This window comes from bacterium (genome assembly GCA_016702305.1).
Lineage (GTDB): Bacteria > Electryoneota > RPQS01 > RPQS01 > RPQS01 > JABWCQ01.
In genome coordinates this window covers 576,652-592,673 of the sequence record JADJEH010000017.1, presented here as the reverse complement: position 1 = coordinate 592,673, position 16,022 = coordinate 576,652, and the positions used below count along the sequence as shown (strand labels likewise).

The window sequence follows — 16,022 nt, the reverse complement described above, 5'->3', positions numbered from 1 at the left end:
GCCGTGGATTTGTTTACGAAGATTTTGTACATTGCAGAATACACTGCAAGGACATATTGATGTTATACTTCATTCTCTCAATTTTGTGGGTCGCCGCCGCCATGGCGCAGGAGCTGCCGACGGACGAAACGACGCTATTTTCCGGATCAGGCAATTGTCAGATGTGCCACGTCTCGAACGGCGTCGCCATGACGCAAGATGGTGTGGACATTTCTCCTGTTACGCAATGGCGCGCGACGATGATGGGCAATTCAGCCAAAGATCCGCTGTGGCGGGCGAAAGTGGCGACGGAACTCGCGGCATTCCCACAACATGCGGACTTGATTCAAAATCGTTGTACGGTCTGTCACGTTCCAGCGGGGAATACCCAGACGCGATTCGACGGCGACTCGACATACAATCTGGCGCAGCTTGCTGAGAACGCGCTGCATCGCGACGGTGTGACGTGCAGCGTCTGTCATCAGATCCAGCCGAACAATCTTGGCACACCGCAGAGTTACGGCGGCGGTTATGAGATCACCGACGCGCGGATGATTTTCGGTCCGTTTGCCGATCCGCTGCCGGGCCCGATGCAGAATCATGTCAATTATACGCCCGTCGAAGGCGAACATACGCGGCGCTCGGAACTTTGCGCGACGTGTCATACGCTGATCACGCCCACGCTCAACGCGGCCGGTGACATTATCGGTGAGTTTCCCGAACAGACGCCGTATATCGAATGGAAAAACAGTTTCTATGCGAATCAAACGAGCTGCCAGGATTGTCACATGCGCGCGGCGCGTGATCCGCAGGACATAGCGTTAATGCCGCCGTGGCATACGGAGATGCGCGCGCCTTACATGCAGCATGCTTTTGTTGGTGGAAACGTGTCCATGCTGCGGCTGTTGCGGGACAACGCCGATTCATTGGGTGTAACGGCGACGGCCGCGCAGTTCGATTCGACGATCGCCGAGACGCAGCGCAGTTTGACGCAGCGCTCGTGCGAGCTTGATCTCGACGCACAGGCGGTCGGCGATTCGATCTTGCTGACCGTGACATTGACAAATCTAACGGGACATAAGTTACCGACGGGCATTCCGTTGCGCCGCATGTGGCTGGCGGTGGACGCGCGCGACGGGAATGGTCAGACGGTATTCCAGTCCGGCGCGGTGGATGAGGCCGGTGAAATTGTCGGTTATGATTTCGAATTCGAACCGCACTACGATTTCATCACTGCGCCCGATCAGGTGCAGGTGTACGAAGCGGTCATGGGCGACGACAGCGGCGCGCGGACGTGGACGCTGCTGCGCGCGGGCGCGCACCTGAAGGACAATCGCCTTCCGCCGCTCGGTTTTACGTCCACCCATGCGTCGTACGATACGACGGAAATTTTCGGAGTATCCGACAGCGACGACAATTTCAATCGTGCCAACGGCATCGAGGGCAGCGGCGCGGATGTGGTCACGTATCGCCTGCCGCGCGCATCCGCCGTCACCGTAGCGGTGCTGTTTCAGACTGTGCAACCGCGTCTGGTAAACTATTTGGCGCAGCATGACACGCCGGAGACGCAGCGCTTCGCTCAGATGTATGCAGAACAAACAATCGATCCACAGGTGCTGGCAGTGGAGTCGCTTGTCCTGATGGAAGTCTCGGCGGAGTCCACGGCCATCGCGCGTGATTTTGCGGTTCGTGCGGCCTATCCCAATCCCTTTAATGCCGAGACGCGCATTCGCGTGGACATCGCCCGGGAGCAGATGGTGGAGTTTTCGCTTTATGATATTCGCGGTCGGCGCGTGATGCTATTTGGCCGAATGATGCACTCGCCAAATTCGGAGCTGACTCTCGACGCACGCGACTTGCCAAGCGGTGTTTATATGCTGCAGGCCCGCGCCGGAGACGTGCGTGACACACAGCGCTTGATTCTCCTCAAATGAAACGCGTATTGGTCAGTATTCCGCTCATGCTCTTGCTCGCCTGCGCTAAACCTGCGAGCTCGCCGCGAGTTGTGGGGACATGGTTTGCCAGTGCGCAATCCATAGGCTATTTGAACATTGCACGTATGGCGTTGGATCTGCGCACCGATTCGACGTATCGTTACTATTTTCGCAATGCGCCAACGGAACGCGATACGTCCGGCGCGGAGTACACCGAAGGCGGCCGCTTCAACGTGCGCGCGGACACTCTCTTGTTTCGTGTTGCGGAGGCGAACGGGAAGCCGACTCAATTTGAGTATGCGCGTAAATTCCGTGTGCTCGCTGATACCGCAGAATGGCCGTTGCGCGTGACATACCTTCGCAACCGCTTGGAGTTTGAGGTGTATTTTCAGCGGGAGTGACGAGTCGCTTGTTGCCGATGTCACATTTGCTCGGCGGCGATTCGTGAAGAACTCAGACCGCTGAAGCGGCGCGAAATTGCCTAAACAGAAACGGGACGCACGTGTGTGCGTCCCGTTCTCATTTACCAGACTGTTAGCCGTCAGAGTTTGGCGAGTACGCGCTGTAACTTCTCCTCGGCTTCAGCCGCGACGGGTTTAAGCGCGTCATTTTCGATGAAGAGGAACATCGCTTTGGGGTCAATGATCGAGACGATGGAACCCGCGTGTTCGTCTTCCTGCACGACGACATTGCAGGGCAGCATGAGCCCGATCTGCGGCTCGGCGGCCAGCGCGCGCGACGCCAGATGCGGATTACAAGCGCCGAGGATGACGTACTTGCGGAATTCGAGGTCTATCTTCTTCTTCAGCGTCGTCTTGACGTCAATCTCCGTCAGCACACCGAAGCCCTCCTCTTTGAGGCAGTCGGTGACACGCGCGATGGCGTCGTCATAGGTGACCGTGGGCAGCGCTTTCTCCCAACCGTACTTGATAGCGGGCATGATGCTTACCTTCTGGCGGCGTCGTAGTTCTTGCCGACGGTTTCCCAGCAGAGGTTTTTGATGAACGCTTCGATATAGGCCGGCCGCGCCGCGCCAAAATCTATGAAGTAGGCGTGTTCATACACGTCCATGGCCATGATCGGTTTGAGATTCCAACCGAGATACGAATTTTGCGCATCACCGATCCAGTTGATCAGTCGTTTACCGTCCTCCCACCACACGAGCCAAACCCAACCGCGCGCGGCCATGCCGGACGCCTTCAAATCCGCGATGTACTTGTCATAGCTGCCGAAGTCTTTTTCGATCTGCTTTTTCAGATCGCCGGACAGCGCGGTGCCGCCGGGCGTCAGATGGGCGAAGTAGATTTCGTGATTCTGCATACCCGCGACGGCGAAGCTCAAATCCACTTTCAAGCCGCGGATTTCCGAATAGACCTGATTGGCGCCGGCGCCGTCATGGGCGGCGAGCTTTTCCAGCACTTCATTGGTCTTGTTCACGTAGCCGTTATAGAGCTTGAGGTGCTCTTCGCAGGTCTTGCGCGAGATGCCGTCGAGTTCGAGAATCTTGGTACCGAAGTCTTTTGCCGTGAAGGCCATGGGGTCAACCTCTTGTATGATTAATGTTGCAGAGCATGCAAATTGGGGGGCGCCGGGCAGACCAGAGTATAGCGCTTTGCGCGGACATTTTCAACCCATGCCGCGCGACATCTAACGAGAAGACCCGGCCTGCTGCGCCGGGTCTGCCCTCTGAAGCGAAGGGCCGCAGTTACGGCCGGGCGATGATCATGTAATATTTTTCCGGGACCGTCGCCGCGTCCACGTAAAACGTATCTGTAACGGTAGCCAGTATGACCAAGTCGGAGTAGTCCGCCAGCGTGGCCGCCATTACGTCGTAGTGCAGCGCGTCCGGCGACGCGATCCAACGCAACGTGACCGTATCGTCACCGTTGGCCAGAATGGTCAACTCCTCCGGCGCGTCGAGGACCGGGAGGACGTTTAGCACAAGCTGCGTCGTGTCAGATTGGTTGCTCGTGTTGTTCACGCGCAAAGTCAGCGGAAAGTTTCCGCTGACAGACGGCGTTCCCGCAAAGATGCCGTTGGAGCCGAGTGTGATACCGGTGGGCAGCGCACCGCCGATTAAAGTGAACGTGTACGCCGACGCTCCGCCAATCGCAACGAGGGTGTCGGCATAAGGCGCGCCTTCCGTGCCGATGGTCAGCGCTGCATTCAAGAAGATGGGCTGCAGCGGCTCGTTCATTTTGGTTTCAAGCATCCATTCATCCGGATCCAATGCGATCGAGCTGGGCGTGTATCCCATATTGAACAGATACTCGGCGCGATAACTGTTGCTAACGACGGTCTGTGTGACCGTTTGCGCGCCGCCAAAGCGCAGGTCCACGCGGTTCGTGAACGGCTGCGCTGGGGTCGCGTGAATCTGGCGCAGGCGCACGGCGGTTGTCAGCACGCCGTCGCACATGCCGGTTCCATAGGAATAACGGTAACTCGGGCGATTGGTCAGATAGAGATAGCCGTACACAAACGGCGTAACATCGTAACCCGCGACGTCAGACATGGCCGCCAGAAACTCCGCGGTCGTTGCGGTGCTATATTGATAGCGCGCGCGATATTCCCGCAGGCCCGCGAAGAACAACGAGTCGTTGCGGATGGCGCCGCGCAGCGTGTGCAGCACCCACGCGCCCTTGTGATAGACCGTGTTGCTTGAAAACAGCGACGCCGGATTGTACACCGGGCCGGAAGGATCGTTCACAACAAGGTCTGAAATCATGTAGCTTCGCAACGCCGCCGCTCCGCCTTGCGATTCTACCCATACGGCTTCACTGTAGCTGGCGAAGCCTTCATTGAGCCAGATGTCCGGCCAGTCATCCAGCGTGACCATATCCCCCCACCACATGTGCGCGAGTTCGTGGACGGTGATGTAGTCATACCAATGGAATCCGCTGACGATGCCGGACCCCATCGAGGTGTTGCACTGGTGCTCCATGCCGCCGCTCCAGCGGAACATCGAGTGGCCGTACTTTTCGTCCATGAACGGATACTCGCCGAATTTCTCGGCAAATACTGTAATGATGTCGGGAGTGAAATCCCAATCGGTCTGCGCGGCCGCGAGTTTTTCCGGATAGACGTAGTAAACTATCGGCAGGCTGTCGCCGCCGGAGTTTACGTACCAATCGGTGAACGACTGGTAGTTTGAGGCGTTGGCCACAATCAAGTAGGTCGAGATTGGATTACTTTCGAACCAGCTATACCGCAAGGCGTTCGACGGCACGGGTGTAACGCTTTGCAGCACGCCGTTTGAAGTGGCCACGAGCGTGTCGCTGACGGTCAGGTGGATGCGCGCGCTGTCGGCCTTGTCGCTGGGAACATCCTTGCACGGCCACCAGTCGCGCGCGCCGAACGGTTCGGACAGCGTGTGAATAGACGGCACGACGTACGATGAAACGAAACGGTCGTACCAATCGAAGGTCGAGATCCCGCCTCCGAGACAGGGAGTGCCGTGGTAGTAGATTGTCAGGGCGAAATCTTCGTTGAGTGCGTAGTCGCGTTCGAGCGAAACGACGATCTGTTGACTGCCGCGGCTGTAAGCGAGCGTCGTGTTGCCCGCGCCGCGCACGGAATCAACGCTCAGGGTATCGCACAGATCAAGCACGACATCCCGGAAGTTTGCGGTGAGGGCGGTGCCGTACACGTCGGTTCGACCGGCGATTTGCCGGCCCGTGTAATTACGCAGGTCAACCCAGAGTTCGTAGTACCGAACGTCGTAGTCGAGTTGAGTTTCGTCCAACGTCAGCTGGTCGCGGGCTTCGAGGGCCAGCCGCCAGCGGGTGGCTTCCTGTTCGTGGAATTCGGACGGGGACGAGGGGGGCAGGGTCAATTGCGAGGTGTCGTCGGCCCATACGGAGCCGGCGGCAAGGCAGAGGAACGCCAGACAGAACAACGGAAGTCGCATCTTAATCATCCTTAGACAGGTTACCCCCTAATTTAACGGGTCTAAGCTGCGAGCGCAAGTCCTGGGCATTTGCCGATGGATTTTACCGTTACTATATTGTAGGGATTCGCCACCATCCAATGACTGGAGGTTTCCATGGGCTGCTTAAAGGGACTTTCCGAAGTGATTCTGTATGTCGAGAATATGCAGGAAATGGTGGAATTTTACCGGGATGCCATGGGTTTAACCATTGCTCAACCGGCTGGGGTGACGGATTTTCGGCGGCAGGAGTGGATTGAGCTCGACACCGGGGTCTGTCGCCTCTGCCTCCATTCGGGCGGTAAGCGGCGCGTTGGTCAGGACTCTGCCTCGATCGTATTTCGGGTCAATGACCTGGAGGTGGCACGGGACGAGCTGACCGAGCGTGGGGTGCCGATGGGCGAACCGCGGATGGTGGCACCAAACATCTGGATCTGCGAGGGCGAGGACCCGGAGGGCAATCGGTTTTCGATTGAGTATGTTGGTCAGAAGCAGGCTCAGCATGGTTAGGCGGCGGTGATTGTTGCCAAGCCGCAACCGTGTGAACGGTCGGTAGATTCAAAAGTTTTGGACTGAATGTCCGGTGCAGGGGCAGCAATTGGGCGCGATCCGCGAGGGTCGCGCCTCTCTTTTTGTTGTTCAAAGTTGACTCCTCGTGGCGGAATTGGTGATTTCTATATGTACTCGCATAGATTATTGTATAACATTTCTTGCTCGGTCGTGCGGGAATTCCTGTACAGTTCGCACACAAATGTTTAGTATGAGTGCGTCAATCAGCAATCAAGGTTTATGCGCAACGAACGCGTGCTTTGATTTCTGATGTTGACAAATCGCCACGATACAAGCTGAATCGCGGACGATTGCGCAGCACACAGATGAATTAGGCAATCCGGGATGTCGCCGGGTGTAGATGAATATCCAGTATTTAAAGGAGCAGTCATGCGCAACGCAGTCGTCGTTATTACAATGTTGTTGTGGGCCATTAGCGCCTCGGCATTCCCAACCTACACCGGGCGGTCCGGTGCACCCGGTCTTGAAACTTGCGCGAGCAGTTGTCACGGCGGAGCGGTGACAAACACGGTACAGGTCACAGGCTTTCCCGCAACCTACACTCCCGGAGCGGCCTATTTGCTGACGATCAAGAAGATCTCGGGCGGGACGATTGTCAACTTCAATTCTTCATGTCGCGTGGGCCTCAGCGGTACGGCCAATGCGGGCGCGATCACTGCGGGCCAGTTCACCTCGACGTATAATGTGAGCGGCGAAACCAACGGCGTGCATTTCACGAGCATGAATCATGACTCCGGTCAATTTACGTGGACGGCGCCAGCCGCCGGGACGGGCACGGTCAGACTGTACGCGGCCGCGCTGCAAAGCAACGTTGATGGAAATAACAATACGATTGTCTTGACGGCCACCGAAGCGGCTGCGCTTCCCGGAATTGCCACGTCGCCGTTGCCGGCGGATCTTACCACAAACGTCTTGGAGACTGTGGTATTGACTTGGTCTGCGGGCGCTGGCGCGACGTCGCACGACGTATATTTTGGTCCGGTGGATCCGCCGGCGTTCGCGGGGAATCAGGCGGCAGTCACATTTGATCCGGTGGGCGATCTGACTCGTGGTGCGACGTATTTTTGGCGGATAGATGAGCGCAATGCGGCGGGGGCGACACCCGGGCCGGTGTGGAGCTTCACGGTTCGACCGGCTGCTTCGGTGCCGCAGCATCTCATGGCGCTGGTGGAAGAGGGTGGTATCCGGCTAATTTGGGAGACCTCGACGAATGCCGCACTGTATAATGTCTACCGTGACACGGTCGAGGTTGTGACTCCAATTCCGGCGAATTTGATTGGTCAGACAGCGGCTCCGAGCTACCTTGATATCGCACCAACACCGGCGAAGAGTTCTTATATCGTTACTGCTCAATAAGTTACGGTACATCCGTGAGCAAATAGGGCGGCCGAAAGGTCGCCCAATTCTTCTCTTGACATTTCGAAAATCATTTCGTACTTTTACGAATAACGAAAGGAAATTATGCAAAACGCCCCTGAGTTTACCATCCATCCTCCCGACAATAGCCTGGAGGATACCGAGCTGGCCAAGCTGGCCCGGGCATTAGGTCACCCGCACCGGGTGGCTATTCTGCGGTTCTTGTTAAGCTCGCCCGGCTGCATCGTGGGGGATATTGTCGAGCAGTTGCCGGTCGCCCCTTCAACGGTGTCGCAGCATTTGCGCAAGCTGAAGGAAGCGGGCTGGATTCGCGGCGAGATTGACGGCCCGAAGATCTGCTACTGCATAGATCCGAAAGCCATCGCGCGTTTTCGCAAGGTCTTTGAGGGGCTGACCGAAAGCTGTTGTTAGTTAGCGTGCGAACCTACATTATTTTGTTGCGCGGCGTGATGCCGACGGGCAAGAACCGCGTGCCGATGGCGCAGTTGCGCGAGGTGTTGACGCAAGCGGGTTACGGCAATGCGCGAACCTACATTGCGAGCGGCAACGCTCTTGTAGATTCGAACAAAAGTCCGCGCGAGATTGAAGCCGACGTGCAACACCTAATCAAGAAGCACATTGGCCCGGAACTCGCGGTTGTCGTGCGCTCGGCGGCGGAGTTGCAGAAGGTGCTGGACGAGAATCCGTTCGGCAAGGGATACGACATCGCGCGGGTGTTCTTCATGCAATTTCAATCTGCGCCCGCGGCGGCGAAAATCAAAGAGCTGCTCGCGCAGGATTACGGTGAGGAAGAACTTGCCATCACCAAACGCGCGGCCTATCTCTATATTCCCGGAAGTGCGGCACGCAGTAAACTGAGTAACAATTTTCTCGAGAAGAAAATCGGCGTGGCGGCCACCACGCGCAATTTCAACACCATGAGCAAGCTGATTGAGTTGGCTCAAGAGAACTAACAGAAGAAGGCGGGACTCTGAAGATGGAACTTTTGAACATTCGCGAAATTGTGCGCGAGAAGTATGGCGAGGCGGCACGCGGTGAAAGCTGCTGCGGCACGGCGGGGTGCTGCGGCGCAACCAATGTGGATGATATCGCCACGGCGATCGGCTATGCCGAAGAAGACTTGAAGGCCGTGCCCGACGGCGCGAACTTAGGTTTGGGCTGCGGCAATCCGCTGCAGTTCGCCGAAGTTGTGCCGGGCGAAACGATACTTGATTTGGGGAGCGGCGCGGGCTTTGATGCATTTCTCGCGGCGCGCAAGGTCGGGCCGACCGGCAAAGTCATCGGCGTGGACATGACGCCGGATATGCTGGCCAAGGCGCGCGCGAACGCCGAAACGATCAATGCCGCGAATGTGGAGTTTCGCGAGGGCATCATTGAACAGCTTCCGGTCGGCGCGAATTCGGTGGATTTGGTGATCTCGAATTGCGTGATTAATCTGTCGGTGGATAAACCGCGCGTGTTTTCTGAAATCGCACGCGTGTTGAAACCCGGCGGCAGAATGCTCGTTTCCGATCTCGTGCTGAATCGCCCGTTGTCGCCGGAACTGAAGAACAATGTCGAAGCCTATGTCGGCTGCGTCTCCGGTGCATCGTTGAAAGAAGAATATTTGCACTACGCGCGCGCGGCGGGTTTGATCAATGTTGAAATCGTCAACGAGATTCAATACGATGTCGGTCTCGACAGCATCGGCGACGCGCTGCGCAACGAAGCGCTCGAAGCGGTCGCATCGGTGAAGGTGCGCGCCTACAAACCGCTCGATTGCGGCTGTGCGCCGGGGTGTTGCGGATAGGCGTGGGAAAGTGTGAGTTAGTGACGCGAGATCGTGCTCACTCCGTGGGCTGGCGCGACGCAGGAGTTCTATCGCGTGACGCCGGTGTTTGAATTGGATGCCAATTACCCCCCGGAACATCGGGGCAACCAGCAAAGGCCCGCACTCGCGGGCCTTTGCTTCGATCTGAAATCGCTTGACAAACTGCGGCGGTAGGGTTACATTCCAAGGTAGGTCGAGAACTCAGCTTGCCGGAAGAACCATGACATCTCGCAATACCATTCGGACATTTTGGGTTGGGTTGGGGCTTGTGGCCGTTGTCTGCGCGGCCGGTCTTTGGCTATTGGGCGAATCGCAACCCAACGAACGTACGGCAATCAAAGAGACCAGCCTCGCCGGACGACCACCCCGGCGAATGGACCCGGCCGACGTGGACGTGCCGTACCGTCGCTGGTCGCCGCTCGATGATGTGGGGACCAATCATCGTTGCAATCAGGACACAACCAATCGCGCTCAAAATGAGTGCCCGATCGCGGCCGATCCCACCAATCCCGATATCCTGCTCGTCGGAGCGAATGATTACGCGCTCGGGAGCAATTCCGGTACCCGTTTTTATAGCTCCACCGACGGGGGTTCGTCATGGCGGCAGAGCCTAATCGGCAGCGGCGCCGTCAACGGCAACTGCACGAGCATTTTCGATCCGGTCGTGACGATCAACAGCAGCGGCCGGATGTTCGCGGCCTATTTGGCCATGGGCTGCGACTACCCGAACGATGGCGCCTATCTGCACTACTCCGATGATCACGGTGTGACATGGAGTCCGCCGACCACGATCTCAACAGTTCCGCAGATCAACAGCCAGATTGACCGCGAGATGATCGCCTGCGATGTCAGCGACGATTCACCATACCGCGACAATATCTACGTCACGTGGATCGGTTTTCACGTGCATTTCACGCGCTCGACCGACAACGGCGAGTCGTTCATGACGCCATTGGTCATCTCCAGTCAAGCCGACGCCATCATGCCGACTCTGGCGACCGGGCCGCTCGGTGAAGTGTATGTTGTGTGGACCGATCTTTCGAGTGAGGATTTGCAGTTTCGTAAGTCACTCGATGGCGGCATCACGTGGCAGCCGATGATCACGATCGGCGAATGCAATCCGCAGCTCGTCTACCACGACCTGAATTGCAATAGCGGTTATCGCATGACCAACTATCCGGTACCGGCGGTCGACATCTCAGATGGTCCGCATCGCGGTGCGATTTATGTCGCCTACGCGCACACGATCGTCGAAGACAACTACGACATCTATTTCACCAAGTCGGAGGATCAAGGCGCGACGTGGTCTGAGCCGGTCATTCTGCCCGACGACGATACGGGCAGCCATCAGTGGTGGCCGTGGATCGCCGTGCATCCGCGGACGGGCGATGTCGCGGTGTCATGGTGCGATCGCCGCGAGGACCCTGCGAATTGCGACTATGCCTACTACGGCACGATTTCAACGGACGGCGGCGCGACGTGGAGCGCGAACATGCGCATCTCCGACCGTCAACTTGATACGCATAACCGCGGTTTCTTAGGCGACTACACGGGCCTGACCTTCTCGAATCTCGGATTTCACAGCGCGTGGACGGACACGCGCAACGATTACAGCGATATTTACGCGGCTTGGTGGAACAACGGCGACAGCCTGGCGCTGACCAGCCCGAACGGCGGCGAGACCTGGAATGCAAATTCGGCGTGCATGGCTCGATGGACACTGCGCTATGCGCCAGATACTCTGCTTGTGGAATTGAATCGCAGCTATCCTGCCGGAGTCTGGGAGCGGCTTGACACCATTCGCAGCGACGAGCACGAATGGAGTTGGAACGCGACCGGACCGGGAACAAGTGCTGCACGGTTGCGCATCGTCGGTTTAAATCACCCCGACGTTGGCGACACCAGCGACGCCGATTTTGCCATCAACGCCTTGGCCGCTCCGGCCCGGTTGACGGCCTACCGCATCGGCACGAGTATTCAACTGCGTTGGCAATCGACCGGCGCGCCGTGGTACCATGTTTACAGCGCGCTTTCCACCCACGACTCATTCTCCACCCTCGAGGGCGTCACGGTAAACACGACGCTGCTGGATACAAACGCCGTGCTGGACGCTGAACAAAAATACTACATCGTGCGCGCCGCCCTTGCGCCGTGATATGCTGCGTCTCTTCTCGCCACGATTTTCCAAATTGCGCAGGAATGAACACAAAGTAAAAGGCCCGCTTGCGCGGGCCTTTTCAGTGTATCAACTTATGCCTTTGTCTCGGAGGAACTTTGAGGCTTTTTCGAGCCGCTTCTGTTCATCTTTGGTCAGGCCGTCCATGCCGACTTTGTTAATCTTGTCGAGCAGCTCATCCACTTCGCGGCGGACCTCATCGACCTCGCGCACTTCGCGTTCCTGCTGCGCGACCTCCATTTTCTGTTTCCACTCGCGCATACGCCGACCGGGCGCGCTGTAGCGCAATTTGCCCCATTTCAGATAGCCGTAGCCCATCAACATGCCGCCTAAGTGCGCAAGGTGCGCGACTCCGGAGCCGGGATTGAAGCTGGCCAGAAACTCAATGACGCCAAAGATCATCGCGAAGTATTTCGCCTTGACCGGAATCACGAACCAGATATAGATGATGTTATCCGGGAAGAGCACGGCATAGGCCAACAGCAATCCGTAGATCGCGCCCGACGCGCCGACGGTGGGCACGAACGAATCCATGTTGAACAGCGCGTAGCAGAGTCCGCCGCCGAGTCCCGTAAGCAGATAGTACTTGAGAAATTCTTTGGAACCCCACACGCGTTCGAGCATCGAACCGAACATCCACAACGCGAGCATGTTGAAGAGGATGTGGCTGAAGCCGCCGTGCAGGAACATGTAGGTAAACAGCGTCCACACGTGTCCATGGAAGAATTCGCGGGGAACGAGCGCGAAGTTCTCGATGAATTGCGGATAAAGTCCAAGAATCTCCTGCGCTGCGAAGACGGTGACGTTGAGCAAGATGAGATACTTGACTACGTCTGTCCACGCCATCTCGGGATTGATGAAGCGCAGGGGCGGTTGTTCGAAAATTTTGGCGAAGCGCTGTCTCATGATTTACAGCACCTCGAACTTCCAAAGGTAGTTGAAGATTTGATTTTTGTCTCCGGTGCGAATCAGAATGCGATTTTCGCCGGTCACCAGCGAGTGCTGCAGCGACCACTCTTCGTAGCGGCCCGCGTCAGCCAAACTTTGGTCGTTACGCGGTCGGAAGTTATCGAGGAACACGCGGCCATTGACCGTCACGGTGACTTCACAGCGTGACGACAGCGACAGCGGATACTTGCGGTTGGAGCGATAGAGGTAGAGTCGCAGGTTGAGCGGCGACGACGGCGGCACTTCATCGGGCAGCGTGAAGATGAACTCGATGTAGTCCGCGCCGGTCGGGTTACGATTAGGATCTCCCATGGCGAGCTCCCAACCCGACTTGCTTGAACCGGGAATCTCGTTAATCTTCGGCCCATGCGTGTCCGATGTTCGCACGCCTTTGTCACGATCATAAATGCCCGTCTCCCAGCGGATGTCGCCAGTGCGCGCCGCCTCACCATTGCCCTGACAGGTCGCCGAGACTTCGAACGCGCGCGGATACTTCGCGGTGATGGTGGGGTTGGGTTTCGTCGGTGTGACCACCAATCGCTGCGGCTCGGGCGTCAGGTAGCCCTCCATATGACCAAAGCTGATTTCAAATACCCCGAAGTCATGGGGAATCACGGCGAGTCCGATGCCCACGGAATCGCCGTTGACAAAGATCGGCCCAGCGACGGGCTCGGTGGTAATGGTTATTTCTTTGCGCGCGCGCAGCTCTTCGGTCAGTGTAAAATACACCAACTGTCCGCCCGCGATGCGCGACAGCCGCACAACGTGCTGTTCGGGCTCAGTATTGTAACCCGCCAGTTCGACGCGGACCGTATGCGTGCCGAGCGGCAGCGCGACCACGGCGGGCGTGGTCTTGCCGATTGGCTTGTCATTGACGATAATCAGCGCACCGGGAACCGAACTCGAAATCTCCACGTTGCTCGTGGAGATGTCGGCGGCATCGGTGTTCGAGCTGTCGCGGACAAAGGCACCGTGGTCGCGGCCTGAGGTAATCCCGCTGAGCTGTTCGCCCTCTTCTATATAAGAGGTCGTCGTTCGCGTCGAGCTTCGGCTGACGTGCGTCGTCTCGGACGAAAGCGGTATCTTGCGCTCGACCTCCCACGGCAGCTCGCGCTTGACCCGGTCGCTGATGTCCTCTGCGGCAGGCGGCACGAGGGTCGGTGGAGTTGTTGAACCGTAGAGATCCGATCCCGCAGGAGCTGTGCCAGATTCTTCAAAAACAAATGTTAACGTATCAACTGAGGCGCGTGCCACGGGTACGACCTGGACGAACGGCGAAGGGCGCTCCCCACCTTTGCGAACGGTGAAAGAGTGCTTGCCCTGAGGCACATCGCGCATTTCGGCCGGCGTTACCCGACCCGTTGGGACAAGGTCCATCCAGATATCTGCTCCAGCGGGATCACTAAGGACAACGACTGTCCCCGTGTGTCCGGGCCAGAAACGGTCATAGAGCAGGTAGCTACCCAGCCCCAGAACCCACAGAATAGACAAAATCAAAATCAGGCGCATATCTAAGTAAATATAGACTTATCTTACAGAAAAGCAATGAGGGATAGAAATCGTAGCGGCTTTCCAACGGGCCAAGTGTTTGACAAACCGTGCATGAATCGGTATATTTTGCAAATGCTTACACCCCAACCTTGGCGCGGGCCGCAGTCCCGCCTCTCCGCATGAACCGGCTGGCGATTTCTTATGAGCGACTGCCGGGATTCGGTCCGGCCTGGCAAGCGGTCGTCGCCGAGCACCCGGACGCGGAATGGCTGTTTGCCCAGTCGTCGGCGCATCCGCAGGCTTGCCGAACGGTAGCTGAGGAGCGGCTCCGCAACTTCCCCTTTTACGCGGAAGCCGCCGGCATTCTCCACGCGGAGGGTTTGCTCTATGGTGTGCCGGAAGAGACACTGGCGCGGCTGAAGAGTCTGGCCGAAGGTCGAGCGGTGGTGGTAGTGACGGGGCAACAGGTAGGATTTCTGGGCGGCCCGCTGTTCACCTTCATTAAGGCCTATCATGCGGTGCGGCTGGCGCGAGCGCTCGAAGCGACGCTCAAGTTGCCAGTGCTGCCGTTGTTTTGGCTTGAAGGTGAAGATCACGACTTGCAGGAAATTCGCGCCAGCCGTTATCCGCAAGCGGACGGTACTCTCGGCGCGATGGAGTTTTCTCCGGCTAAAGAAGTGGCGCATCAGGAAGTGGGCCGCTATGCGGTCGGCGAACAGGCGCTGGCAGGTTTGCACGAATTGCTGGCGCAGTGGGGCAACGTGTCGGGTGAAGCCGCCGAAGCGCTTGAGCATGCCTACGGTGACGGTGACCTGTCGACGGCCTTTGGACGACTGCTCGCCGCGACGCTGGGCCCGCGCGGTCTGTTGATCTGTGAAGGGCGCAATGAACGCTTGAAGCAGCTTGCGCTGCCGTTATGGGAACGTGCGATCGATGCGCGTCGTGAGCTGCACGACGCGTTTCAAGTGCGTTCGGACGAGGTGCGCATGCGCGGCTACTCCGCGCCGATGAGCCCGACGCCGGATGCGCATTTCTTCTATGTCGTGAGCGATGACTACGTCCGTCGTCCGGTGCTGCTCGACGGCGCGGTGAAGCACCCCGACGGATCGAGCGAACAGGTCACCGCCGTGGAATTGAAATCGCGCTTGCGCAGTGGGACGTGGCAAGTCAGTCCCAAGGCCGCGCTGCGTCCGCTATTTCAGGATTTTGTTTTGCCTACCGTCGCTTATGTCGGCGGTCCGGGCGAATTGGAATATCACGCACAGCTTGCTCCGTTTTATCAGATGCTCGGCGTGACCGCGCCGAGTCTGTTTCCACGAATGTCAGCGACGCTTGTGGATCAGAAGTGCGAGCGCCTGCGCGAAAAGCTCGGATTGACATGGGAAGAGCTGTTGACGACTTCCGAGCCGGAGTTGTCGAAGCGTGTGCTGCGCGCGGCGGATGAACAGAACACGAGCGAACTTTTCGCCGGTGCGCGCGCTGAGATTGAAGCGGTCTTTCAGAAGCTGAAGCCCGCGCTGGAAACCATAGACCCGACGCTGGCCGGAGCGCTGGGCTCGTCGGCTGGCAAAGCGCTGCATCCTCTCGAACAGTTGGAACAGAAAGCCAACAAAGCCATCAAGCAGCAGCACGCGGTGGAACTGGCGCGGCTGCATAAAGTGCTCTTCGCGGCGAAACCGGGCGGCAAGCCGATGGAGCGCATCTATGGCACGGCGTGGGCGCTGGCGCATTACGGCGTAACTGAACTACTCGAATTGATGGACAAATTGCCCGCCGACGGCGCGGCGCATCAAATAGTGATCACGGAATAGC

General features: G+C 57.8%; 15 protein-coding genes. 10 read left to right on the top strand and 5 right to left on the bottom strand.

Annotation, left to right across the window (positions count from 1 at the left end; genetic code table 11):
- Positions 1-59: 59 nt before the first annotated feature.
- Both IPH10_13855 and IPH10_13850 read left to right on the top strand, forming a co-directional pair.
- Positions 60-1,913 (top strand): T9SS type A sorting domain-containing protein, encoded by a 1,854-nt coding sequence (locus tag IPH10_13855; GenBank protein ID MBK6911991.1) that lies wholly within the window; start codon positions 60-62, stop codon positions 1,911-1,913.
- The gene (locus tag IPH10_13850) at positions 1,910-2,314 is read left to right on the top strand and encodes a hypothetical protein (protein MBK6911990.1); all 405 of its coding nucleotides are present in this window, start codon (positions 1,910-1,912) and stop codon (positions 2,312-2,314) included. Before IPH10_13855 ends, IPH10_13850 begins: the two co-directional genes overlap by 4 nt.
- Before the next feature lie 140 nt (positions 2,315-2,454).
- On the opposite strand, the gene IPH10_13845 is transcribed toward IPH10_13850, so the two are convergent.
- The 3 genes from IPH10_13845 to IPH10_13835 form a co-directional block, all read right to left on the bottom strand.
- On the bottom strand, positions 2,455-2,853 hold the full coding sequence (locus tag IPH10_13845; GenBank protein MBK6911989.1) for a DUF302 domain-containing protein: 399 nt from the start codon (positions 2,851-2,853) through the stop codon (positions 2,455-2,457).
- Between the two features lie 5 nt (positions 2,854-2,858).
- Entirely contained in the window at positions 2,859-3,449 is a 591-nt protein-coding gene (locus IPH10_13840) for a superoxide dismutase (GenBank protein ID MBK6911988.1), read from the bottom strand.
- A 169-nt stretch (positions 3,450-3,618) separates the two neighbouring features.
- Entirely contained in the window at positions 3,619-5,820 is a 2,202-nt protein-coding gene (locus IPH10_13835) for a M1 family metallopeptidase (protein ID MBK6911987.1), read from the bottom strand.
- A 135-nt stretch (positions 5,821-5,955) separates the two neighbouring features.
- Between IPH10_13835 and IPH10_13830 the strand changes: the two genes are divergently transcribed.
- From IPH10_13830 to IPH10_13800, 7 genes are all read left to right on the top strand, one after another.
- Positions 5,956-6,348, top strand: coding sequence for a VOC family protein (locus tag IPH10_13830; protein ID MBK6911986.1), 393 nt, complete (start codon positions 5,956-5,958; stop codon positions 6,346-6,348).
- 429 nt (positions 6,349-6,777) lie between these two features.
- The gene (locus tag IPH10_13825) at positions 6,778-7,764 is read left to right on the top strand and encodes a hypothetical protein (GenBank protein ID MBK6911985.1); all 987 of its coding nucleotides are present in this window, start codon (positions 6,778-6,780) and stop codon (positions 7,762-7,764) included.
- A 105-nt stretch (positions 7,765-7,869) separates the two neighbouring features.
- Entirely contained in the window at positions 7,870-8,196 is a 327-nt protein-coding gene (locus IPH10_13820) for a winged helix-turn-helix transcriptional regulator (protein MBK6911984.1), read from the top strand.
- A 5-nt stretch (positions 8,197-8,201) separates the two neighbouring features.
- Positions 8,202-8,738 (top strand): DUF1697 domain-containing protein, encoded by a 537-nt coding sequence (locus tag IPH10_13815; GenBank protein MBK6911983.1) that lies wholly within the window; start codon positions 8,202-8,204, stop codon positions 8,736-8,738.
- A gap of 23 nt (positions 8,739-8,761) precedes the next feature.
- Positions 8,762-9,574: an arsenite methyltransferase gene (gene arsM / locus IPH10_13810; GenBank protein ID MBK6911982.1), complete on the top strand. Its 813-nt coding sequence runs from the start codon at positions 8,762-8,764 to the stop codon at positions 9,572-9,574.
- A gap of 33 nt (positions 9,575-9,607) precedes the next feature.
- Complete coding sequence (locus IPH10_13805; protein MBK6911981.1) at positions 9,608-9,769, top strand: hypothetical protein; 162 nt, start codon at positions 9,608-9,610, stop codon at positions 9,767-9,769.
- A 46-nt stretch (positions 9,770-9,815) separates the two neighbouring features.
- Positions 9,816-11,750 carry an exo-alpha-sialidase gene (locus tag IPH10_13800; GenBank protein MBK6911980.1) on the top strand — a complete coding sequence of 645 codons (1,935 nt, stop codon included), beginning with the start codon at positions 9,816-9,818 and terminating at the stop codon, positions 11,748-11,750.
- Positions 11,751-11,840: 90 nt separating this feature from the next.
- Here the strand turns inward: IPH10_13800 and IPH10_13795 are convergent, their stop codons facing one another.
- Positions 11,841-12,677 (bottom strand): rhomboid family intramembrane serine protease, encoded by an 837-nt coding sequence (locus IPH10_13795; protein ID MBK6911979.1) that lies wholly within the window; start codon positions 12,675-12,677, stop codon positions 11,841-11,843.
- A 3-nt stretch (positions 12,678-12,680) separates the two neighbouring features.
- Positions 12,681-14,210, bottom strand: a complete 1,530-nt coding sequence (locus IPH10_13790; protein MBK6911978.1) for a PEGA domain-containing protein — start codon at positions 14,208-14,210, stop codon at positions 12,681-12,683.
- A 179-nt stretch (positions 14,211-14,389) separates the two neighbouring features.
- Between IPH10_13790 and bshC the strand changes: the two genes are divergently transcribed.
- On the top strand, positions 14,390-16,021 hold the full coding sequence (gene bshC / locus IPH10_13785; GenBank protein ID MBK6911977.1) for a bacillithiol biosynthesis cysteine-adding enzyme BshC: 1,632 nt from the start codon (positions 14,390-14,392) through the stop codon (positions 16,019-16,021).
- Position 16,022: the final 1 nt, after the last annotated feature.